Origin of the sequence: Arsukibacterium sp., assembly GCF_036735525.1 — a bacterium.
In the GTDB taxonomy this organism is placed as follows: domain Bacteria; phylum Pseudomonadota; class Gammaproteobacteria; order Enterobacterales; family Alteromonadaceae; genus Alishewanella.
The window spans coordinates 1,368-22,553 of the sequence record NZ_DAINOE010000052.1 but is presented as its reverse complement, the minus strand read 5'-3'; the positions used below and the strand labels follow the sequence as shown (position 1 = coordinate 22,553).

General features: G+C 47.4%; 25 protein-coding genes and 1 tRNA gene. 6 read left to right on the top strand and 20 right to left on the bottom strand.

The genetic code is table 11. The features are described 5' to 3' along the window. From V7D78_RS11265 to V7D78_RS11220, 10 genes are all read right to left on the bottom strand, one after another. Positions 1-920: flagellar basal body P-ring protein FlgI (locus V7D78_RS11265; RefSeq protein WP_442886528.1), on the bottom strand; the 920-nt coding region annotated here is incomplete at its 3' end. A gap of 10 nt (positions 921-930) precedes the next feature. Beyond that, positions 931-1,605 carry a flagellar basal body L-ring protein FlgH gene (flgH, locus tag V7D78_RS11260; RefSeq protein WP_333608549.1) on the bottom strand — a complete coding sequence of 225 codons (675 nt, stop codon included), beginning with the start codon at positions 1,603-1,605 and terminating at the stop codon, positions 931-933. 13 nt (positions 1,606-1,618) lie between these two features. After that, positions 1,619-2,407 (bottom strand): flagellar basal-body rod protein FlgG, encoded by a 789-nt coding sequence (flgG, locus tag V7D78_RS11255; RefSeq protein WP_333608548.1) that lies wholly within the window; start codon positions 2,405-2,407, stop codon positions 1,619-1,621. Positions 2,408-2,447: 40 nt separating this feature from the next. Next, positions 2,448-3,194 carry a flagellar basal body rod protein FlgF gene (locus V7D78_RS11250; RefSeq protein ID WP_333608547.1) on the bottom strand — a complete coding sequence of 249 codons (747 nt, stop codon included), beginning with the start codon at positions 3,192-3,194 and terminating at the stop codon, positions 2,448-2,450. Positions 3,195-3,371: 177 nt separating this feature from the next. Further along, positions 3,372-4,721 (bottom strand): flagellar hook protein FlgE, encoded by a 1,350-nt coding sequence (gene flgE, locus V7D78_RS11245; RefSeq protein ID WP_333608546.1) that lies wholly within the window; start codon positions 4,719-4,721, stop codon positions 3,372-3,374. Between the two features lie 25 nt (positions 4,722-4,746). After that, a complete protein-coding gene (locus V7D78_RS11240; protein WP_333608545.1) occupies positions 4,747-5,427 on the bottom strand; it encodes a flagellar hook assembly protein FlgD in 681 nt (226 codons plus the stop codon). Positions 5,428-5,438: 11 nt separating this feature from the next. Next, positions 5,439-5,864, bottom strand: a complete 426-nt coding sequence (flgC, locus tag V7D78_RS11235; protein ID WP_333608544.1) for a flagellar basal body rod protein FlgC — start codon at positions 5,862-5,864, stop codon at positions 5,439-5,441. Between the two features lie 2 nt (positions 5,865-5,866). Continuing rightward, positions 5,867-6,268: a flagellar basal body rod protein FlgB gene (flgB, locus tag V7D78_RS11230; protein WP_333608543.1), complete on the bottom strand. Its 402-nt coding sequence runs from the start codon at positions 6,266-6,268 to the stop codon at positions 5,867-5,869. Positions 6,269-6,341: 73 nt separating this feature from the next. Further along, positions 6,342-7,172 carry a CheR family methyltransferase gene (locus V7D78_RS11225; RefSeq protein WP_442886527.1) on the bottom strand — a complete coding sequence of 277 codons (831 nt, stop codon included), beginning with the start codon at positions 7,170-7,172 and terminating at the stop codon, positions 6,342-6,344. A gap of 46 nt (positions 7,173-7,218) precedes the next feature. After that, the gene (locus V7D78_RS11220; RefSeq protein WP_333608541.1) at positions 7,219-8,145 is read right to left on the bottom strand and encodes a chemotaxis protein CheV; all 927 of its coding nucleotides are present in this window, start codon (positions 8,143-8,145) and stop codon (positions 7,219-7,221) included. Between the two features lie 148 nt (positions 8,146-8,293). Here V7D78_RS11220 and flgA point away from each other — a divergent pair, with 148 nt between their 5' ends. From flgA to flgN, 3 genes are all read left to right on the top strand, one after another. Then, positions 8,294-8,998, top strand: coding sequence for a flagellar basal body P-ring formation chaperone FlgA (gene flgA / locus V7D78_RS11215; protein WP_333608540.1), 705 nt, complete (start codon positions 8,294-8,296; stop codon positions 8,996-8,998). Between the two features lie 78 nt (positions 8,999-9,076). After that, complete coding sequence (gene flgM / locus V7D78_RS11210) at positions 9,077-9,412, top strand: flagellar biosynthesis anti-sigma factor FlgM (protein WP_333608539.1); 336 nt, start codon at positions 9,077-9,079, stop codon at positions 9,410-9,412. Positions 9,413-9,424: 12 nt separating this feature from the next. Then, the gene (gene flgN, locus V7D78_RS11205; protein WP_333608538.1) at positions 9,425-9,856 is read left to right on the top strand and encodes a flagellar export chaperone FlgN; all 432 of its coding nucleotides are present in this window, start codon (positions 9,425-9,427) and stop codon (positions 9,854-9,856) included. A gap of 27 nt (positions 9,857-9,883) precedes the next feature. Here the strand turns inward: flgN and V7D78_RS11200 are convergent, their stop codons facing one another. After that, a complete protein-coding gene (locus tag V7D78_RS11200; protein ID WP_333608537.1) occupies positions 9,884-10,345 on the bottom strand; it encodes an LPP20 family lipoprotein in 462 nt (153 codons plus the stop codon). Between the two features lie 219 nt (positions 10,346-10,564). On the opposite strand from V7D78_RS11200, the gene V7D78_RS11195 reads away from it, so the two are divergent. Next, complete coding sequence (locus V7D78_RS11195; protein WP_333608536.1) at positions 10,565-11,692, top strand: flagellar assembly protein T N-terminal domain-containing protein; 1,128 nt, start codon at positions 10,565-10,567, stop codon at positions 11,690-11,692. A 61-nt stretch (positions 11,693-11,753) separates the two neighbouring features. Then, a tRNA-Arg gene (locus V7D78_RS11190) sits at positions 11,754-11,828 on the top strand. Here V7D78_RS11190 and V7D78_RS11185 read toward each other — a convergent pair. The 8 genes from V7D78_RS11185 to rppH all read right to left on the bottom strand — a co-directional run bounded on the left by V7D78_RS11185 (position 11,799) and on the right by rppH (position 19,309). Beyond that, the gene (locus V7D78_RS11185; protein WP_333608535.1) at positions 11,799-12,491 is read right to left on the bottom strand and encodes a FlgO family outer membrane protein; all 693 of its coding nucleotides are present in this window, start codon (positions 12,489-12,491) and stop codon (positions 11,799-11,801) included. The genes V7D78_RS11190 and V7D78_RS11185 overlap by 30 nt on opposite strands. A 56-nt stretch (positions 12,492-12,547) precedes the next feature. Then, complete coding sequence (locus V7D78_RS11180) at positions 12,548-13,210, bottom strand: FlgO family outer membrane protein (RefSeq protein WP_333608534.1); 663 nt, start codon at positions 13,208-13,210, stop codon at positions 12,548-12,550. Next, entirely contained in the window at positions 13,207-13,827 is a 621-nt protein-coding gene (locus tag V7D78_RS11175) for a FlgO family outer membrane protein (RefSeq protein WP_333608533.1), read from the bottom strand. Before V7D78_RS11175 ends, V7D78_RS11180 begins: the two co-directional genes overlap by 4 nt. A gap of 161 nt (positions 13,828-13,988) precedes the next feature. Next, positions 13,989-14,822 (bottom strand): thymidylate synthase, encoded by an 834-nt coding sequence (locus tag V7D78_RS11170; protein ID WP_333608532.1) that lies wholly within the window; start codon positions 14,820-14,822, stop codon positions 13,989-13,991. Then, positions 14,819-15,634, bottom strand: a complete 816-nt coding sequence (gene lgt / locus V7D78_RS11165; protein ID WP_333608531.1) for a prolipoprotein diacylglyceryl transferase — start codon at positions 15,632-15,634, stop codon at positions 14,819-14,821. The genes V7D78_RS11170 and lgt overlap by 4 nt, the downstream gene beginning before the upstream one ends. A gap of 28 nt (positions 15,635-15,662) precedes the next feature. Further along, entirely contained in the window at positions 15,663-16,448 is a 786-nt protein-coding gene (locus V7D78_RS11160) for a sulfite exporter TauE/SafE family protein (protein WP_333608550.1), read from the bottom strand. 72 nt (positions 16,449-16,520) lie between these two features. Then, positions 16,521-18,779 carry a phosphoenolpyruvate--protein phosphotransferase gene (gene ptsP / locus V7D78_RS11155; RefSeq protein WP_333608530.1) on the bottom strand — a complete coding sequence of 753 codons (2,259 nt, stop codon included), beginning with the start codon at positions 18,777-18,779 and terminating at the stop codon, positions 16,521-16,523. Positions 18,780-18,790: 11 nt separating this feature from the next. Next, positions 18,791-19,309: an RNA pyrophosphohydrolase gene (gene rppH / locus V7D78_RS11150; RefSeq protein WP_333608529.1), complete on the bottom strand. Its 519-nt coding sequence runs from the start codon at positions 19,307-19,309 to the stop codon at positions 18,791-18,793. Between the two features lie 381 nt (positions 19,310-19,690). Here rppH and mutH point away from each other — a divergent pair, with 381 nt between their 5' ends. Further along, positions 19,691-20,362, top strand: a complete 672-nt coding sequence (gene mutH, locus V7D78_RS11145) for a DNA mismatch repair endonuclease MutH (protein ID WP_333608528.1) — start codon at positions 19,691-19,693, stop codon at positions 20,360-20,362. 2 nt (positions 20,363-20,364) lie between these two features. On the opposite strand, the gene V7D78_RS11140 is transcribed toward mutH, so the two are convergent. Then, on the bottom strand, positions 20,365-21,186 hold an 822-nt coding region (locus V7D78_RS11140; RefSeq protein ID WP_333608527.1), incomplete at its 5' end, for a substrate-binding periplasmic protein.

Genomic DNA, 21,186 nt, shown 5'->3' with positions numbered 1-21,186 from the left:
CTGTCACGTTCTACAGCAGTAACACCATCAGTAAATGGCTCGGGCTGAACTATGCGTTGATTTTCTTCAATGGTCACCGTTAAACCACCATGGCTGACCGCCGCCGCATACAAGCGCACATCTTTGCCAATCACTATAGTGCCGGTACGCGAATTAATAATAATGCGTGCAGATTGATCGGCAGGAGTGAAAGTCAGATTTTCCAGCTCAGATAAGTAAATCACCCGTTGATTAATATCACGTGGCGCTCTGACCTGCACGGATGACGCATCCAATGAAAACGCAGTCTCCGGACCAATAAATCCATTAATCGTATCCGCTAGTCGCTTAGAAGTGGTGAAATCGGCACGCTTCAAATTAAAGGTGATAAAATCGCCGTTGCCAAAGGGGCTTGCCACTTCACGCTCCACTAAAGCGCCATTAGGAATACGGCCAACAGTAGGCGTATTTACCAGAATGCGTGAGCCGTCAAGGCCTTCTGCTCCCAGGCCACTGACAATTAAACTGCCTTGCGCTACTGCATACACCTGGCCATCAAGGCCGGTTAAAAAGGTCTGCATTAAGGTGCCACCCCGCAAACTTGCTGCACTGCCCACCGATGACACGGTAATATCAATGTGCTGGCCGGGTTTAGCAAACGCTGGTAACTCGGCATGCACCGCTACTGCGGCCACATTTTTAATTTGTGAGCGTACGCCCGCAGGCATATTAATACCAAAACTGGCCAGCATGGCGCGAAAGCTTTGCTCGGTAAAGGGGTTTTGCTCACCAGTGCCGGGTAAGCCCACCACTAAACCATAACCTACCAGTTGGTTACTGCGAACCCCTTCGATATCGGCCACATCTTTGATACGCACCGTGGCATTCGCCGCAGGCATCAACAGGCTAAAAAGGCTAAAAATTATTGCCAGGCTACGCATGTTTCTTCTCCTAGAAAGGCCACAAGGGGCCATTGAAGAACCGGCTTAACCAGCCAGGGGATTGACCATAATGATGTGTGCCGGTTCCGCTGTACTCAATACGGGCATTGGCAATTTTGGTCGACTCAACGGTATTGTTGACATCCACATCCTGCGGCCGTATCACGCCTGTTAAGCGGATATATTCTTTACCGGTATTCAGTGTTAACCATTTTTCTCCGCGGATCACCAGATTGCCGTTTGACATCACCTGTAATACATTGACCGAGATATCACCTATTAGGCTATTACTCTGATCGGCTTTAGCATCGCCTTTGTAATCTGAACTGGAACCCGCGCCAAACTGCAGCACATTACCCGCCACACTGACCGGCCTGCCGCCCAGCCCTATCATGGGGTCAACAGATACATTGCTGTCTTTTTTGGTTTCAGTTTTGGCCTTTTTTGATGCCTGGGTTTTTTCGCGTAGCACTACGGTAATAATATCGCCCTCATGTCGGGCTTTATTATCTGAATACAAGCTGTTGGAGTGGTTTTGCGCAAACAGTGAACCATTATTCAGTAACTGCCTTGGTGCTGGTTCAGGTGGCAATGGCGCAAAATAAGGATCATCCGCCCGCGGCTCTTTCACCGAAGCACAGCCACTGATAACTAAGATAATTAACGCTAATAAAATGCCACGCATCACAAGCCTCCTGTTACAGCTGTTGAATAGCAAAACCAAGCATCTGATCAACTGATGAAATTACTTTAGAATTCATCTCATACACCCGCTGGCTTTCAATCAGGCTCACCAGCTCTTCTGTGACGTTAACGTTAGAGGTTTCCAGTGCGCCTTGCACAATGATGCCTAACCCTTCTAAGCCGGGAATACCTTGTACCGGATCGCCACTGGCCGCGGTTTCTTTAAATAAATTCTGGCCAATAGGTTCCAGACCGGCCGGATTAATAAAGTTAGTCACGGTAATTTGGCCAAGTACCGCATTATCAACCTGGCCCGCTAAACGCACGGACACTTCGCCATCTTGCGATACCGTGATGCTGGTTGCATCCGGTGGAATAACAATATTGGGCTGAATTTGAAAACCAGCCCCTGATGTCACCATATTGCCATCACCGTCCACGGTAAACTGACCATTGCGGCTATAAGAAATAGTGCCATCTGGCATCAAAACCTCAAAAAAACCATGGCCCTGAATCATCATATCCAGGCTGTTTTCGGTAGTGATCATATTACCCTGGGTAAAATTTTTCTGGGTAGCCACGACTTTGGTACCGGCACCAATCATTAAACCATTGGGCAGTTCTGAGTTTTGCGACGAACGACCACCCGGCTGATTGACGTTCTGATAGAGCAAATCTTCAAATACTGCCCGGCTTTTTTTAAAGCCGACAGTACTGGCATTGGCCAGGTTGTTTGATATAACCGAAATATCACGCTGTTTTGCGTCTAAGCCGGTTTTACTGATCCATAATGCTGGATGCATGATCCCCTCCCGGGCTTTCGCCCTAGTTAACTATCGGGTATTAACCCATTATCCGCAGTAACATATTTTGTTGCCGATCCATATCCTCGGCCTTTTTCATCATTTTGACCTGCAACTCAAACTGCCGCTGCAGGCTAATCATATAAGTCATCTCACCCACAGCATTGACATTGCTACCCTCGTAGGCGCCACTAAGTAAACTCACTTCGGCACTGGCTTTAGCCAATTCACCATCTTTACGCCGAAACAAACCATCATTTCCTTTCTCTAACTCAGCGAACTCAGGCTTAACCAACTTGATGCGCCCCACCTCTTCCAGCGCGTTAGCGGGTGCACCCTGAACTAAAGCGCTTAAGGTGCCATCCATGCCAATTTCCAGCTTCGCCAACGGAATAGGCAGTAATATGGGGCCATCGTCACCGATCACGGGCAGGCCATTGGCCGTTTCAAGCATACCTGTTGGCGACAGCTGCAAATTACCAGCACGGGTGTAAGCTTCTGTACCATCAGCAGCCTGCACTGCAAACCAGCCATCGCCTTGTATAGCAATATCCAGCTCACGCTCAGTCATAATCACTGGCCCGGCGTCAAAGTTTTGACCTGGTCGCTCAGTCATCGAAAATACCCGGGTAGGTAAACCTGCACCAAAGGCTTGCATGGCACGGGCTTGCTCAAAATCAGATTTAAAGCCCACGGTACCCGTGTTAGCCAGGTTATTCGCCCGTACACTAATGGCATTCATGTTTTCTTTGGCGCCACTCATGGCGATATATAACAGACGATCCATACTGACCTCGGGTCAATTCAGTTAATGCAGTGACTTGTATGGTTTTAATGCAATAACAATGCCATTTAGCATTTTGGCCTACTGAGGCTTTAGCTCAGGCGAACCTGTAGCGGCTTTGAGGGAGGTGGAAAATAAAAACGCCACCGTGTCTGGTGGCGTTTTAAACTTACGCAAAGCTTATCGGATCTGCAGTATGGTTTGCTGCAAGGTGCTGTTAACCTCTAACGCCCGTGAGTTGGCCTGGAAGTTTCGCTGCGCACTGATTAAATCGACCAGTTCGGTAGTCAGGTTAACGTTAGACTGCTCTAATGCCGAAGAATTAATCGTTCCAAAAGAGCCGGTATTACCCTGGCCACCGATAGGGTCACCTGATGTTAAGCTCTGTTTCCAAGAGGTATTACCCACTTGCTTTAAACCTTGATTATTAGCAAACCTTACCACAGCTACTTGAGCCAAATAAGACGAATCACCATTGCTATATGTCGCAAGTAACCGGCCAAAAGAATCAATATCCACCCCAGTAAGGTTACCTACCGTAGAACCGTCCTGACTCAGGTTATTAACATCAAAGGTAGAAGCATACTGGGTTGGGGTTCGCACACCCGATGCATCGCGGAAATTAACGACAACGTCAGTGAGATATTGGGAACCGTTGGTTAAATATCCATTTGCTGGAAGATTTAATTCATTAAAGTTCAACGATATAGTTTGTGCCGGTGTAGCAGCAACAAAGTTACCATTTGAATCAAAAGTCAGGTTATCTCCCTGAAACCAGGACGCAGGATTTCGTGTTGCAGGCGCTACAGGTGCCGGTATTGTTGGATGTGCTGTTGCACCATCCCAAACCACAAAGGTTTCCCATTCACTGTTTGCAGGTGGCGTAGTGGCTAATTTTCTAAAGTAACTGGTTACAATGTGAGCCTCACCTAAACTGTCATACACAGTGACAGACGTAGAATGATTGTAAGAGGCCCTATCAGTTGGATTAAAAGGTAAAGTTGGTGCCAACTCCCTTGAATCTACGTTCATAGATAAAAAGATATTGTTTGTTGCGCGTGGCGCACCAGCTGAGGTTGGAATTGAAATAGGCTGAGTGGTACTAAGACTCACCGAGCTGTTTTCACCCGTTACCGCGTCAACACTAAACCCTTGTAAAAAGTTACCATTATTATCGACAATGAAATTATCTTTATTCAGTTTAAAAGCCCCAGAACGGGTATAGGTCATATCCTGCGAAAAACGGTCAGGCGTCGTAGAAAAAAAACCTTCGCCAGTAATGGCTAAATCCAGCGAGTTGTTGGTAAATTGCAACGACCCCTGGTTAAATTGTTGAGCCACCAAAGAGGTAGTAACACCATCACCGACCTTTGTACGGCCAGAAGAAAATACTGACGTTGCGTAAACATCGGCAAACTCTGCTCTGGATTCCTTGAAACCTGTTGTGTTTACGTTAGCGATATTATTGGCTGTTACGTCCAAATCTTTTTGTGCAGCGGCTAAACCGCTTAATGCTATGTTAAAACTCATTTTTCACCTCACCTTAAGCGGTTAATTATCCGTAAGAAACTTCTAAAACATCAGAAAGTTTGATAGACCCCAAACCAAGTAAATTCAGGGTAATACCCTGGCCGTTGTTCGCCATACTGACACTGGATACAGGGGTAAACACCTGCACAGGTATCGATTCATTCTTGCCATTAAAATTGGCTTCGACAATAATTTTGTAGACACCTGCATCCATAAACTCGCCGTTGGCATTAGTACCATCCCAGACAAAATCATTTTTGCCCAACGCCGGGTTATTGACATTAAAAGTGCTCACCAATTCGCCATTGGCCTTCTCAATACGCACCCTTAAATTATCTGCAGGCCGATCCAGATTGATCTGGCCGCGGGATAAACTTTCACCGGTAAATACCATCTGATTAGACTGTGTGAGTACGCTGCGCCCAACCAGAGATGAAGCCTGCAATGCCTGATTTGATGTCATACTGGCGGCTAAGCCTTTAAAGCTTTCATTCAGTGAGCCAATACCATCAGCCATAGTAAAGTTGGTCATCTGCGCAATCATCTGATCATTTTCAACCGGTTTGGTCGGATCCTGATAAGACAGTTGCTGGGTTAACAGCGCGAAAAAATCGGCTTGAGTGAGAGCACCGTTATTTTTGTCCTGAGCTTTTTTCTTATCATCCCAATACATGCCGTCTAACGGGTTATTACTTATAGTGTTCATGATGTTAATCCTTAGCCGCTAGCCTGGCCCATACGCAAGGTACGCATCAGCATTTGTTTCGCTGCGTCTGCGGTTTGCACATTGGTTTCATAAGAGCGCGAGGCCGAAATCATATTGGCCATCTCTTCCATAATGTTGATATTGGGTTTATAGATATAGCCATCTGCATCAGCCAGTGGATGATTAGGGGCATATTCCACATTAAGTGGTGCATCCGATTCGACGATACCTAACACCTTTACATTAACGCCATCCCCTTGCTGACGCCGGGCTTCAGACAGCTCAGCAGCAAACACCGGATGACGCCCACGGTAGGTTTGTTCGGCGCTACTGCTGACACTATTAGCATTAGCAATGTTACTGGCAGTGGTATTCATACGGACCGACTGTGCAGTCATGCCGCTGCCGGTGATATCAAATACTTTAAACAGGCTCATAATTATTGTCCTTGTCCACCGATGGCCTTTTTAAGGCCAGAAATTCTACTGTTTAGAAACTGCAAACTGACTTGATATTCCAGGCTATTTTGCATCATCGCATTACGCTCACGATGAATGTCGACACTGTTACCATCGCCGGTATCAGCCTGATCTGGGTTGCGGAATTTCATTTCCTGGCGCACTTCGGTAGACAAATCAAAATGCTGCAGATGGGTACGGCTCATGGGCCTGGCTTGCTTCGATTGCGCATTTTGCAGCGCTTGCGAGAAATCCAAATCACGGGCTTTATAACCCGGCGTATCAGCATTCGCGATATTTTCCGAGATAAGTTGTGCCCGCCGATCACGCACTAATAGCGCTTGCGGGTGCACACCAAAAGCTTTTTCAAAACTGATTGCCATTTTTTTGCCACCTCCAATACGGAATGGACAAACAAATGCAAAAGGCAGGCCAAATTTAGAGCTATTTCATGAATTATTTTTTACGGTAGATAATGCCGGGGTTACATCTTAACATTTCAAAGTCATTATTCACGCTGGATAACGATTCAGATGCGCCCAGAAACAGGTAGCCTCTGGGATTTAAAGCTTGAGCAAATTGCTTGATTATCTTAGCTTTTACATCTGGAGAAAAATAAATAAGTACATTACGGCAAAAAATAATATCGAATTTGCCCAATAAGGTGTAGCTATCAAGCAGGTTAAGATGGCGAAAGTTAACATTTTTGCGTACCGCGTCTTTAACCCGCATCATGCCTTTGCCGCTATCTTCAAAAAACTTGGTCCGTCGTTCTGGCGACAAACCACGCGATAAAGCAAGACCATCATATTCCGCACGCTGACAATGCTCCAGCATGGTATTTGAGATGTCAGTTCCAAGGATATTGATGCCTAAACTAAAGGCCCCTGGCCTGCCTTGCTGGTATTCCAGTCCGGTCATCGCTATAGAATAAGGTTCCTGTCCGGATGAACTTGCGGCAGACCAGATTTTCAACGTGCGGCAACTTTTTTCCAGCTCCGGCAAAATTTGTTTTTTGAGTAGCTCGTAAGGATAGGTATCTCGAAACCATAAGGTTTCGTTGGTCGTCATCGCATCTATTACAGCAGAACGTAATTGCCGCTCAAACGGGCTTAAGGTTTTAGCGACTAACTCTGACAAGGTAGCCAAACCAAAACGCTGCATTAATGGCCCTAAGCGGCTTTTGACCAAATATTGCTTATTGTCACCCAACACAATGCCGCACTGCTGCTCGAGAAAATCCCGAAACAGTTTATATTCAGCATCGTGCAGTTCTTTATTCGACACAAACATCCTTTTAGCCAGTTAACCCAGCCATACTTTTAACAAGTCATTATACATGAAGCCATTTTTGCACTGCTGCGGCAAGTTCATCCGGGTTAAATTTAGCAATAAAATCATTTGCGCCAACTTTTAATACCATTTGCTGATTAAACACACCACTCAGGGAGGTATGCAGGATCACATGAAGATCTTTTAGTTGTGGATCCTGTTTAATCTCTGCAGTCAGGGTATAGCCATCCATATCGGGCATTTCAATATCAGATATCAGCAAACCGATTTTTTCAGTGACAGATTTCTGACAGTCTTTTGCCACCGACTGTAGATAATTTAACGCTTCACGGCCATTATTCACCAAATGCATCTTCACGCCAAGATTTTCCAATGCCTTTTTTACCTGATTACGCGCAACCGTCGAATCATCGGCAATAAGGATTAGGCGCTGACCTAAATCTGTCGCAATGACGTCTGTATCAAAAGTGCTGGTCAGTATAGTGGGTGAAGGAGAAATTTCTTCCAGTATCTTTTCTACATCTAAAATTTCAATCAGTTCATCTTCAAATTCTGTGATAGCGGTGAGATAGCTTTGCTTGCCGCCCGTCCCCTGAGGTGGTGCCTTAACAGAATCCCAGTTAGTGTTAATAATGCGATCAACTGAGCTGACTAAAAAACCCTGCACTGAGCGGTTATATTCAGCAATAATAATAAATGCCGTGGTTAAATCGGCAATCGGCTTGCCCCCGGTTGCCAGATTTAAATCAATTACTGAGATAGTCTGGCCACGAATATGCGCAATACCACGCACAAACTTATTTCGCATCGGAATGGCGGTGAGCGCCGGACAAGGCAAGACTTCCCGCACTTTAAACACATTAATACCATAGCGTTGCTTACCAGGCAGCTTAAACAGCAATAATTCCAGGCGGTTTTGCCCCACCAGTTGGGTGCGTTGATTGACCGAATCAAGAATACTTGCCATTTATTACTCCTGTTTCCGATAACTATAGCTGCTTAAGCTAAAAGAAGGCATGATTTTTGCCTGTTATTAGGCATACCACGATTACAGTGCTATGTCGTCATTAGGCGCATAGTAGTCATTTTTGACATTAAAGCATAGCCGAAACCTTATGAAAAAGTATCAAAATAATTATTTCAACAGTCTGATATTGCTGTTTTTCCTGTTATTTGCCAGCAGCAGTAACGGGCAAACGCAATTTTACAGTGCTCAGCAGTTAACCGAGTTAACAGAGCAGTGGCTGGCCGCTGAGGCTATTACTGATGCAAACGAGCGCCAATTTCAGGTTACCGCGCTAGATAACAGAATCGCCGCAAGGGCATGTGACAGCATGCCGCAATTTAGTTTAACGCAGCGCAGTAACCAAAGACAAAGCACTGTGCAAATCAGTTGCAATAGCCCCGTTTCCTGGCAATTGTATATTCCGGTCAGAATGACCGAGCTGATAGACGTCGTCGTGATGCGTCAAAATATTGCTACCGGCACACCACTCACCATAGATATGTTGCAGACGGAAAGCCGGGAGCGCCACTTAATCCGAGGTAACCAGGAAGCTGATCCTCAACGTTTATTGGGCGCCCGCAGCCGCCGTGCGCTTAATATGGGGCAAATAGTCTCATTACAGGATCTTTGCCTTGTGTGCCGCGGTGATGTTGTTACAATACAGATTGACAACAAAGGTTTAATGGTATCTGCTACTGGCATAGCTCAAACCGATGGTACCTTGGGTGATACTGTGCCAGTGCGTAACCAACAATCTGGTCGCACAATCCAAACCGAAGTGGTTGCAGTTAATCAGGTGCGGGTTAAATTTTAGAAAATAATCCTAAAGTTTTTATCTTTACTGCCGTTAACCTAAACATAAGGACTTGTTTAAAGGTGATGAGGTTCCATTATGGCAATTAATATCAATAACTTGCAGAACACTCCGCAAGTAAAAGGCGATAAAGCCGATCAGCTTTTGCAGCGTCAGCAAAGTACAACGCAGCAAGCGACGACTCAGCAAACTACGCAGCAAACTGCGTTGCAGCGCCAAGATTCTGTGTCAATTACGCCGCAGGCGCAGCAGCTGACCAAGCTTCAGGAAAAAGCGAACGCCAGCAGTGGTATCGACCAGGAAAAGGTCGATAAAATTAAGCAGGCTATAGCCGAAGGCAAATATAAAATTAATCTTGAGCAACTGGCCCGCCGTATTATGCAGTTTGAAGGCGACTTATTTGAAAAAAAATGAGTGTAGCCACTAATGAGTGAACAACCTCTCATCACCACCTTACTTGAACAACAACAAGCGCAATTGGATGCGCTTTTGTTGTTATTACGGCAAGAACTTGCCGCGCTTGCCGCTCGCCAACCAGAACAATTAACTGAGATTGGTCAGCAAAAACTAGCATTACTGCAAGACATTACCGATACCGACTATAGTATCAGCCAGCATCCTGACTTAGCCGATGCCAAATCTTCGTCTTGGTTTAGCGAGCATCTGTTGCCTCTTGAACAACGACTGGCAGAATGTAAAACCCAAAACGATATTAACCAGCAAGCACTGGAACAAAGCCAGTTAACGCTGGAGAGGTTTAAAACGGAGTTATTATCTTCCCGCGGCAAAGCCGGTCTTACCTATACTAATAAAGGTAAACCCGCCTTTGATAACAAAGGTAAAGGCATTAAAGCTTAGCTGTTTACTTAGCTTTGCTGGCTTAATCTAAAAATATCTGACACTTCTTACCCGCTGTTGTGGCTGCACATTTTGCACTGTGTGATACACTTCTCTGAAATCCAGCTCCAGCTCAGTAAAATAGGCATCATCAATGACATAGCTTTTAACCACGCGGGCACCTCTTATTACTCCCTGCACCGAAGCGGATAATTGGTCATGCTGGCTAACCATAGCACTTAAGGTATTGTCACTGTCGATTCTCTGACCGTAGACCCGCTCTGCCAACTCGCGATAGGCTTCTAATTTTGACGCCCGCATCGCCAATAACATTTTCTGGCTTTGGGTATCACCCGGTTGTGCCGAAATAGGCGCAAAGCCGACTGCGGTTAAAATAGGAAAGGCCGCAGGCGTTTCTGTCTCATACTGAATATGCCGATCAAACAGCTGGCTACAGCCGCTAAGGCCTAAGCTGAAGACTAAACTAACCGCAGGAATAAGTTTGTTCATAACGCACGTCCTGTTAAAACGGCTGGCAGAATATTGCCTGTCAACCAATCGATTTACCCTATTGAGCTGTTTAAAAGCAATATTCGCGCCAGCTTGTAAGCTATCACTATGTAAACCATCGCTGAAGCGGCATAAGTCTTGCTTGTTTAGACATCATATAGCTGAAATTGGCTGATGCTTCGGCGTGAGCTATTACTAAATCAAGGATTTTTGCCCGATATGAATAAGGTCATCCACCTCAGTTTGCTGGTTTTGCTGTTAGCGAGCACCGGGCTAAAAGCGAACTGGTATGAAACCACTGGTCAGGCACTAATTGAACAAGGCAATATTCAGGCCGCCCGCCAGGCAGCCATAGATGATGCATTGCACCGCGCAGCGTTATTTGCCGGTGCCAGGCTGGATAGCCGCCAACAGCTGGTAAAAGGCATTATGACTCAGCAACAGTTAAGTCTGAGTAGCGATGCTGAATTTCAGCAAATTCAGTTAGTGTCTGAAACACACAGCAATAATCAAGTTACGGTAGTACTCAGAGCCCAGATCCTGGCACAGCATCATGCTTGCCAAAGCCGGCAATTCCGTCAACCCTTACTGTTAAGCCAGGTCGCATTACACAGCCGTCAGGATGCGGTGCATGGTCAGTTATTTAACATTGGTGATGATGTCACGACCCAGTTGTCGCACAAACTACGCGATTATAGTCCGGCGGTATTAGCGACGCCAGCCAAAGAAGTTTTTAGTATGACGCAGTTAACGGCAGCGGTCAGCGACAGCCTGTTCGTGCAGGGCTATAGCTATACCTTATTGGCCACTATACGGGATATGTCGCTGGGCCCTCTTACAAACCGCTTCTGGCAGAGCAATAACCAGCAACGATTCTTTGCCATTGACGTTATTTTGTATGACTTACTGCAGCACAAAATCCGCCATCAACAAGAATACAGAACCAGCGCCAACTGGGCCGAGAGTAACCACTCGCCGGCCAGCCATAGCCAGGCCTTCTGGCAGCTCCCCTATGGTCAGAAAATTGACAATGTGCTGCAAGCCGTGGCAGATGATATCCAGCAATTAACCCAATGCAAACCACTCACCACCCGAATCAGCGCTATTCGTCAGCAACAGGTTATGCTGAATATGGGCATGGCGCATGGCCTTAAAACCGGCGATACACTGCAGGTCATTCAGGTACAGCGCCATCCTACACAACCCGAAGTTAAACGCTTAATACACAACCCTTTGCAGCTCACGATTACCGAACTAACCGAGCATCACGCCTGGGCCAGCTCTACCGAGCAACATTTGCTCAGTCACTTGCAAATCGGCGATCTGCTTAGCGTCTCCAGCCGCTAATCAGACGTTCACATAAGCGCATTATTCTGTTAGACTTTCGCGCGCTGACACCCTAGTCACATGCCCTATAGTTAAATGGATATAACGGCCCCCTCCTAAGGGGCAGTTACAGGTTCGATTCCTGTTGGGGCAGCCATAACTGCGCTTGTTGTGCATCCAGCACAAATTGTGGGATCAATTGCTGGGCGCTGGCGACCACTACTTTGCTCTGAAAGTTAATCACCCTGGCCTGAATCAATAAACCGCGATTATTTTGCTGCAGAGTGCCGCTTAACACATAGTCAATTTGCTGACGAGGGCTGACACGCCAGCCCAGACGGCTAAACACTAAATCGCCCTGAGCTGTTAACTGCAAGCCATTACTCACGGTATGATCAACCATATTGATACCAAGCTGCTGCACCTGAAAGATCAGGCTTTCTGCTAACTGATAGCCATAAGGCGTAAGCTGCTCCAGAGACGGTTCTTGCAGCACAAAGCTGGCAACGGCAATAGTGGCATCCGCTGGCAAACGTTGTAAATGAGGTTGCAGCTGCATCGCTAACTGGGCAGCATAATCGTCCAGCGATTTATGTTGCGCCAGCCGTGTCGTGGGAACGGCATAATAGCCCAACTCCATCTGGTACTGCCGCGTAGCTACAGGAGCCTTAGTGATTGCTGCTGTGGTGGTGGATTCTGTATGTGTTAAAGGGTCATAGCCCGTCTCGTACAAAGCCTGGCTTGCCTGTTCAGAATGAGGATAAAGACTGCAGCTGGTGCATAACACCAGCGCCACTGTGCTAGTCAGCAGATGTTTCATGGGCTATCCGATATCACTTTAGTTATAAGGTGTTATCGGCCATTTTGCTAACTACTTTAGCCCTGTTTAATGCGCAGTTGCTGTTCGCCCTGACTGGAGATAAGCGCCTGAACTATATGCCGAGGAATAAAGCTACGGGCGGCCGAAACCACCTGTTTATTGTCAATCTGGATAAGCCTGGCATTGACCAATATGCCCTGCTGATGGCTGGTCAGGGTACCTGTCACTACATAGCGGATAGGCACCTCAGCACTGAGTTCCTGATAATTACGACTTAACACAAAATCACCGCTTGGGGTTACCCGGATATAATCGGTGACTTTGTAATCCAGTACCGGCACACCAAATTTATGAAAATCATAAATCAGCGCTTCGCTCAAATGATGCGATAACACTGAACCTTTATCCAGCGCACTATCAACAAAACTGAAATCTGTGACACCAATAAAGCTGTTTTCATCCAGTGCTTGCTGCAAGCTCATTAACTCATGCACTAAATTACGGGCATAATCATTTACTGTTAGCAGCGGTAGCTCCTGCAGTATCAGTTGCGGGCTCGCCGGGGTAACAGTATTTGCCGCTACCGGCGCAGCGCGCTGAATACGTTGGCTACGGGCATCGTCAGCCTGAGATTGAACGCCTTCCACCGCCACGGTATTAGGGGCGCTGGCACAGCCAGTTAATAACACCGCTGCACTAAAGGTTAAGTAAGACTTCATCGTTGTTCTCCTGAGCGGTCCTGCCGATAAAAATAACCGGCTCTTTTATTCACTTGTTGCGTGCTCCAAAATACATTTACCGGCAAATAATCGGTAGCGGCGGCCAGTACCTGTTTCGTCGGTAAATACACCAGCCGGGCATTGAGGATTAGCGCATCCTGCGTCAGACTATAGGTCCCGGTGAGTATGGTATCAACATTACCTAAGTTTGAGAGCTGAGCGGCATCGCGGCTGAGCGCCTGTTCAAACTGGCCGTTTAACAGCAGGGTATCACTCAGCCGGTATTCAAATACCGCATAGCCCAGGCTTCGGGCATGCGACAACATACTTTCACTGAGCTGACTGGTCAGCAATAGTTGTTGTTCATCCTGCATTTGCGGTGTTAAAGAACCTGCCGGTAAAAAATTGCTCACAGCAATATTTGGCGCCTGACCAACGCCGCGCTGCTCACTGAGCTGGCGGAATAAGCTGGTAGCCAGACGTTCAGTATAAAAATCTACCGGATGATGGCTAAGGTTATGTTGAGCCCGCTCGCCAATACTGGGCACTGGCGCACTGACGCATGCGCTGAGCACGACGCTAAACAGCGTGCTAATGACTACTGGCAAAATTTTCACATAACACCTCTGCTTTATTTCCGAACTTAGGCTCAGTTGTATGCCGGGCACAAACCACTGTCGCCAGAGCGCACCGTCAAAAGTGCGCCAGACAGATAAATATTAGCAAGAAGCAGGCCAGCTTTTAGGCAAACGGGCCATTCACTGTGAGCAAACCGCTGCTAAATAGCCACCGGTGCTTTGATATGCGGATGCGCCTGATAGCCTTCCAGCGTAAAATCGTCAATGCTAAAGGCAAACAGATCGGTTACTTCTGGGTTAAGCCGCATCGTGGGTAAGGGTAAGGGCTCACGTGCCAACTGAGTATTTACCTGCTCTGAATGATTAACATACAGGTGCGCATCACCAAAGGTATGTACAAAGTCGCCCGGCTGCAACCCAGCCACCTGCGCTATCATTAGGGTTAATAAAGCATAGCTGGCAATATTGAAAGGCACACCCAAAAAGATATCGGCACTGCGCTGATACAGCTGACAAGATAATTTGCCATCGTTAATGTAAAACTGAAATAAGGTATGGCATGGCGGTAACGCCTGTTTACCCATAGCCGCATTGTCACGTGGCGAGAAACGGGTATCGGGCAGCACGGCCGGGTTCCAGGCACTGACCAATAAACGGCGCGAATCCGGAGTCCGTTTTATATCCGCCAGTAGCTGGCTGATCTGGTCAATAACAGTACCATCTGCTGCCAGCCAGCTGCGCCACTGGGCACCATATACCGGCCCTAACTCACCCTCAGGTGTCGCCCACTCATCCCAGATAGACACACCATTGGCTTTTAAGTAGCCAATATTGGTTTCGCCTTTTAAAAACCATAGCAGCTCATGAATAATAGAACGCAGATGGCATTTTTTGGTGGTTATAAGCGGAAATCCCTGCTGTAAGTCAAACCGCATCTGATAGCCAAACACACTGATAGTGCCGGTACCGGTGCGGTCAGTTTTATGATGGCCGTGCTCTAACACATGGCGCATTAAATCAAGATATTGCTTCACTTCGCTGTTACTCCTTTTTGCTGTTGGCCCTGACGATAGACAAACAGCATCAAACCTGTACCGCCGATAATCATCGGTAAACACAACCACTGCCCCATGGTCATACCCAATGCCAGTTCACCCAGATGCGCATCCGGCTCACGGAAAAATTCTACAAAAAATCTGGCACAGCCATAACCGGTTAAAAACACCCCGCCCAGCATACCTGTGGCAGGCTTTAAACGGCGCACCAGCATAATCACCAAAAACAACAGTACCCCTTCCAGCAGCATATGGTACAGCTGCGACGGATGCCGCGGCAGAGGGCCTGCGCCCGGAAACATCACGGCCCAGGGCACATCAGTGGTGCGGCCCCACAGCTCAGCATTAATAAAGTTACCCAGACGGCCTGCAGCCAGCCCCAGCGGAATTAACGGCGCCACAAAATCACCTAATTGCAGGTAGGCTTTGTTATAACGCCGGGCAAACCAGGCCATGGCTAATAGCACGCCTAATAAGCCGCCATGAAACGACATCCCCCCTTCCCATACTTTAAACAGGTAAAGCGGATGGGCTAAAAATTCCGAAAAATTATAAAACAGCACATAGCCAATCCGGCCGCCTAAAATGACGCCCAAAAAGCCGTAAAACAATAGATCGCTGACCTGCTCGGCAGTCCAGCCAGAGCCAGGTTTAGCAGCGGCACGACTGGCCAGCCAGTAGGCGATGGCAAAAGCCAGCATATACATCAAGCCATACCAATGCACACTTAAAGGCCCAATCTTAAACGCCACAGCATCGATAGCCGGAAACGCAATATAACTATTACTCATAATATCCTTTCTCTGCCGCAGATCCGGCTTAACTAAAAATCATTCTGGCGCCAATCAGCATTAAAAACACGCCAAACACCCGCTTAATGGCCAGCAGGGGCAAGCGTTGGGTCAAGGCCGCGCCAATAGATGTGGTAAATACCGAGGTGCAGACTATACCCAGCAGCGCCGGTAAATAGATATAACCAAAAAAACCCGCACTCAGCGGATATTGCTGCCAACCTGCCAGCACATAGCCCAGAGTACCAAACACCGCTATGGCGATACCAGCGGCTGCCGCACAGCCAATAGCCCGGCGCATGTCAACCGAAAAATAATTCAGCACGGGTACAATAAGCGCGCCGCCACCAATACCCAGCAAACTAGAAATAGCGCCGAGCACTGAGGTTAAGGCCGCCAGCGGCGCTTTTGCAGGCAAACTGGCCATGCCCACCACAGAGCGGGAGCCCAGCATACGTAAGGCAATCAGTAACACTGAGCAGCCAAAAATCAGTTTTAACGTGCTGCCATTAATATGATGCGCCAGATAGCCTGCACTCCAGGCGCCTATTGCCGCACCAAACATAATGGCACCGGCAATATCCCAGGGCACATTGCTGCGTTTATGATGGGCCAGCACAGATGAGCTGGAGGTAATAATGATAGACGCTAACGAGGTTGCCACCGCCACTAACATAGCGTGTTCAACGGGCACTATCTGCATTGCCGGTAACAACACAAATAAAATAGGCACTATAATCAGGCCGCCACCTATGCCCAGTAACCCGGCCAGCACCCCTACGACAGCACCACTCAGGGCAGATATCAGCATCACAGTTAACAAGGTAAGTCTCTCATCATTTATACGCCGGGGAGTGTAGCAGGCCAGTAAAAGAATTGCAGCTTATCAGGCGCGTAGCTGAGTCAGTAAATGTTGCTGCTCTAAAAAACGCTGTACCTGAGCACGCACCTGCTTAGCCGAATGACAGGCCAGCACTTGTGGTAAGAGCGCCGTTAAATCTGCCATATCCACCCGGCGCAACAACCACTTTATACGCGCCAGATTACTGCTATTCATACTGAAATGGTTAAAGCCCATGGCCATCAACAATAATACCCCGGCAGGCTCACCCGCCAGCTCACCACAAATACTGATAGGAAATTTAAGCCCCTCAGCCTGCTGCCCTAATTGAAACAGCGCGCGCAGTAATGCCGGGTGCATCGCATCATAAAGACCTGCCACCCGGGGATTGTTTCGATCGACCGCCAGCAAATATTGGGTTAAATCATTGGTGCCCACCGAGCAAAAATCGACTTTGGCTGCTAATTCAGGCAGCAAATACATGACTGAGGGTACTTCAATCATTACTCCAACTTTGGGCCTGGGAATCGCTACCTGTAACTCGTCACTGACTTCAAAACATGCCTGACGGATCATCCTCAGCGCTTCATCCACTTCGGCTAGATCTGTGATCATCGGCAGCAAGATATGCAAATTAGCGCTGCTCAGGCCAGCTTTTAACATGGCCCGAATTTGCACTAAGAATATCTCGGGATGATCCAGTGTCAGGCGAATACCACGCCAGCCTAAAAAGGGGTTTTCTTCAATAATGCTAAAATAAGGCAGCGCTTTATCACCGCCGACATCCAGGGTGCGCATGACTACGGGTTTGCCGGCATAACTTTCAAGCACTTGCCGGTAAAGATCCACCTGCTCTTGCTCTGTGGGAAACCGGCTTTTGATGATAAAAGGAAACTCGGTTCGATACAGCCCGACACCATCAGTATGATCGGTACTGTTGGTTTCCAGTTCAATTGCCAGACCGCAGTTCACCATCAATTTAAATGCTGCGCCGCAGCGGGTATGCGAAGGCAGCGCTATATCCTGCTGATAGCGGGCATTAAGCGCTGCATCCTCATTGATTAAGCGTTGATACTCCTGGCAAATCGCCTCAACCGGCGATAATAAAATATGCCCCTGATAGCCATCAACAATCACCCGCTGGCTTTGCCAATGTAACAACGGTAGCTCACTGACGCCCATCACTGCCGGCACACCTAAAGCCCTTGCCATAATAGCAGCATGAGAGTTAACTGAACCGCGCAGCGACACCACCGCTACCAGCTTATCACGCGGAATTTCTGCCAGCATAGTGGCCGTCAATTCCTCTGCGACCAATACCACTTGCTCTGGCAGTTTTACTTTTCGCTGCTCCGAGTCGAGCAGGTTATTTAACACCCGCTGGCCTAAATCACGAATATCGGTGCCGCGCTCACGCAAGTAAGCATCGTCCATATCATCAAATTGACGGGCAAACTTTTCTACTACCCGCTTCAGCGCACTTTTAGCACACCAGCCCTCGGCGATTTGTTGTTCTATTTCCCGGCCCAGACTAGCGGCATCCAGCAACTGATGATAAACATCAAAAATAGCCAACGCATCGGCCGGGATATGCCCGGCTACCCGCTCGGCCAAGCGGTTAAATTCCGCTTTGGTAATTTTTACGGCCCGATAAAAATGCGCCAGTTCTTTTTCTGGTTCATCAGAGCGTTTTAGCGAAATAGCATCAAAATCGCTGGCAGGTTGCAAAACATAAGCCTCACCAATAGCGATACCTGGTGAGCCGGGCAAGCCAGCCAACTGCGACACCTGATGTTTAAATGACGGACTCTGGCTAGCGGCATCACGCATTTCCGCATTGGCTAACACCGCAGCGAGTTGCACGGCCAGGGTCACCAGAAATGACTCTTCGTCCTCGCTGAACACCCGCTCGGCAGATTGCTGAATAGTCAGTACACCCAGTACTTTTCTGTGATGAATAATCGGACAACCTAAAAACGCCGAGAAGTGGTCTTCACTGACTTCGGGCGTCACTTTAAAACGCGGATGAAGATGAGCCTGAGCCAGGTTAATTGGCTCTTCACGTTGACCTACCCAGCCAATCAGGCCTTCAGAAAAGCCAATCATCACTTTGCCAACAGCGTCCTGATTTAGGCCATCAGTTGCCATCAGCATAAAATGTTGCTCGTTGTAATCAGCCAGATACACCGAGCAGCATTCGGTAGCCAAAGCGGTTTTAACACTGGACACCAAGCCAGCTAAAGCATTGTTTAGTGCCGGCTCCTGGGCCACATCCTGAACAATTCGCCGTAACTGGCCTAACATAAGAACCTCATTTAACTGTAAGGTTTTGTATTATTTTTTTTAATATCCCTGCGGATAAATGGCAAAGCGACTGGGGCAAACTCTTTCATAACCTTGCGATACACTTCACGTTTAAACGCTACCACCTGCCTGACCGGATACCAATAACTGACCCAACGCCAGTTATCAAATTCCGGATGGCTGGTTTTTGCAAGATTTACGTCTTCTTCTTTGCAGGTCAGTCTCAGTAAAAACCATTTCTGCTTCTGGCCGATACACACCGGGTTACTGTCTTTGCGAATTAGCCGTTTCGGCAGTTTGTAGCGTAACCAGTGTTTAGTTGTCGCAATAATCTCGACATCTTCTGGTCTTAAGCCCACTTCTTCATGTAATTCGCGAAACATGGCTTGCTCAGGTGATTCACCATCATCAATGCCACCCTGTGGATATTGCCAGGAATGCTGACCATATCTTTTTGCCCAAAACACCTGTCCCTGGGTGTTACAAATCACTATGCCGACATTGGCGCGGAACCCTTCGGCATCGATCACTCTTAACCCTCAAGCAAGTCATTATCTGCTATGTAAAAGATTCTTTCACAAACTGGCAAGGACGGCAATGGCTATTTTCAGTCAACTTATTCAAAGTTATCCACATTCCCGATGATGCACAAGCAGTCTCTGTGCACTTTCTCACAGCAACTGTGCATAAGGCTGTGCTTAAGTGACAAGTTGTTATTGAATAACTCTACTTTTGCTTTAAAACTGTATTTGAAAGACTAAATTAAATTGATGATTTTCATTATGTTAGCTGCAATTTTTTTAGGCTTGCGTTTTATGATCCTTGTGCATAAGTCAGTTTGCCGGGATTTTGAGCAGCCAGCGCGGCCAAAAAATGTTAGGGTTATGCATTGTTAACTCGTTGAGCTTTACATGACTCAGCCGCCGCAAAATATCGACCAATTACTGACCCGCTGCCAGAGCATAGCCGGCCTGACTATAGGCCAACTTGCCGCAATGTATCAGCAAAAAGTCCCCACTGATTTACGGCGCGATAAAGGCTGGGTTGGCCAGTTACTGGAAATGGCGCTAGGTGCTGAAGCCGGCTCACAAGCGTTACCAGACTTCCCTAAACTGGGAGTGGAGTTAAAAAGCTTGCCGATCAATGCAAAAGGCAAACCATTAGAGAGCACCTATGTTTGTGTTGCCGCGCTGACCGGTGTAGCCGGTCAACAATGGGAAGACAGCTGGGTCTGTCAGAAATTAGCCAAAGTATTGTGGGTGCCGGTATTAGCCGAGCGCCACATTCCTATTGCCGAACGGCAATTAGGTACGCCTTTTTTATGGCAACCTGATGAGGCTCAGCAGCAGATGCTGCGACAGGATTGGGAAGAGTTAATGGAGCTGATCACTTTAGGGGGCATTGATCAGATAAAAGGGGCTCACGGCAAAGCACTGCAATTGCGGCCAAAAGCCGCTGACAGTCGGGCATTAACTGCAGCAGTTGGTAAATATGGCCAACCTACCTTTACCCTGCCCAGAGGGTTTTATTTGAAAGCCAGTTTTACTGCCGACATTCTGGCCCGGCAGTTTAACTTGCAATAAATTTATTGCTGGTATTTATCCATTAGCCGTTGATACTCGCCATTATTTTGTAATTGTCTGAGGATGTCATTAAACTGCACGACTTGCTGTTCCTCTACTGACTGCTTGCTAAACATGACAAACACATCAGAATTACCGAGGCTTATCTGATGTGGCTCGATAAAACGATCCAAGCCTTTACGACGTAAAATAGACGTAGCCACAAAGCTGTCTTCTAAAAAACCGTCAATTTCCTCATCAAGTAAGCGAGCCATATTCATTTCGCTGATAATGGCGCCAACAAACTGAGCATTAAATTTGTCATCCGCATACAGCTCAGCCACTTCATCACCATAATAGTAATCATTGACTATACCTAATTTATGGCCAGCGGCTAAAAATTGCCGCATGTCCTGATACGGCAAAGTAGCTTGCTCGGTGCGGACGTATAGCGCAAACCGCTCTTGCCGGTAAGGTTCAGAGAAATGGGCAAAGCTCTGGCGCTCAGGCGTTAGTGAAGCACCAAGGACAAAGTCTATCTGCCCTTCGCGCAGCATACCCAATAATTCTACCCAGCTGGCTTGCATTATTTGTAAATCACAGTTCATTCCCGCAACAATGGTTCTGGCCAGCTCAATGTCCAAGCCAGTCACCACATTACCCACTGTCATATATTGGTAAGGTTCCCAGGCATCAAAACCCAGGGTTAAACTACATTCAGGGGGAGAGACCGCATAGGCAGCGGGTTGCGTTTCTACAGACTGGTTTTGCTCTGCAGGCTGGCAGGCAGTTAACCAAAAAAGACTACAGCTAAACATGACTAACACTTTGACAAATTTCATAAA

Bases quoted from the DNA above. Each gene is read 5' to 3' on its own strand.
- lgt (WP_333608531.1), bottom strand. From the start codon at position 15,634: ATGAGTAATAGTTATATTGCGTTTCCGGCTATCGATGCTGTGGCGTTT.
- V7D78_RS11185 (WP_333608535.1), bottom strand. From the start codon at position 12,491: ATGAAACATCTGCTGACTAGCACAGTGGCGCTGGTGTTATGCACCAGC.
- flgH (WP_333608549.1), bottom strand. From the start codon at position 1,605: ATGCGTGGCATTTTATTAGCGTTAATTATCTTAGTTATCAGTGGCTGT.
- flgE (WP_333608546.1), bottom strand. From the start codon at position 4,721: ATGAGTTTTAACATAGCATTAAGCGGTTTAGCCGCTGCACAAAAAGAT.
- V7D78_RS11200 (WP_333608537.1), bottom strand. From the start codon at position 10,345: ATGAACAAACTTATTCCTGCGGTTAGTTTAGTCTTCAGCTTAGGCCTT.
- V7D78_RS11180 (WP_333608534.1), bottom strand. From the start codon at position 13,210: ATGAAGTCTTACTTAACCTTTAGTGCAGCGGTGTTATTAACTGGCTGT.
- V7D78_RS11195 (WP_333608536.1), top strand. From the start codon at position 10,565: ATGAATAAGGTCATCCACCTCAGTTTGCTGGTTTTGCTGTTAGCGAGC.
- flgM (WP_333608539.1), top strand. From the start codon at position 9,077: ATGGCAATTAATATCAATAACTTGCAGAACACTCCGCAAGTAAAAGGC.
- flgA (WP_333608540.1), top strand. From the start codon at position 8,294: ATGAAAAAGTATCAAAATAATTATTTCAACAGTCTGATATTGCTGTTT.
- V7D78_RS11240 (WP_333608545.1), bottom strand. From the start codon at position 5,427: ATGAACACTATAAGTAATAACCCGTTAGACGGCATGTATTGGGATGAT.
- V7D78_RS11220 (WP_333608541.1), bottom strand. From the start codon at position 8,145: ATGGCAAGTATTCTTGATTCGGTCAATCAACGCACCCAACTGGTGGGG.
- flgC (WP_333608544.1), bottom strand. From the start codon at position 5,864: ATGAGCCTGTTTAAAGTATTTGATATCACCGGCAGCGGCATGACTGCA.
- flgN (WP_333608538.1), top strand. From the start codon at position 9,425: ATGAGTGAACAACCTCTCATCACCACCTTACTTGAACAACAACAAGCG.
- flgG (WP_333608548.1), bottom strand. From the start codon at position 2,407: ATGCATCCAGCATTATGGATCAGTAAAACCGGCTTAGACGCAAAACAG.
- mutH (WP_333608528.1), top strand. From the start codon at position 19,691: ATGACTCAGCCGCCGCAAAATATCGACCAATTACTGACCCGCTGCCAG.
- flgB (WP_333608543.1), bottom strand. From the start codon at position 6,268: ATGGCAATCAGTTTTGAAAAAGCTTTTGGTGTGCACCCGCAAGCGCTA.
- V7D78_RS11250 (WP_333608547.1), bottom strand. From the start codon at position 3,194: ATGGATCGTCTGTTATATATCGCCATGAGTGGCGCCAAAGAAAACATG.
- ptsP (WP_333608530.1), bottom strand. From the start codon at position 18,779: ATGTTAGGCCAGTTACGGCGAATTGTTCAGGATGTGGCCCAGGAGCCG.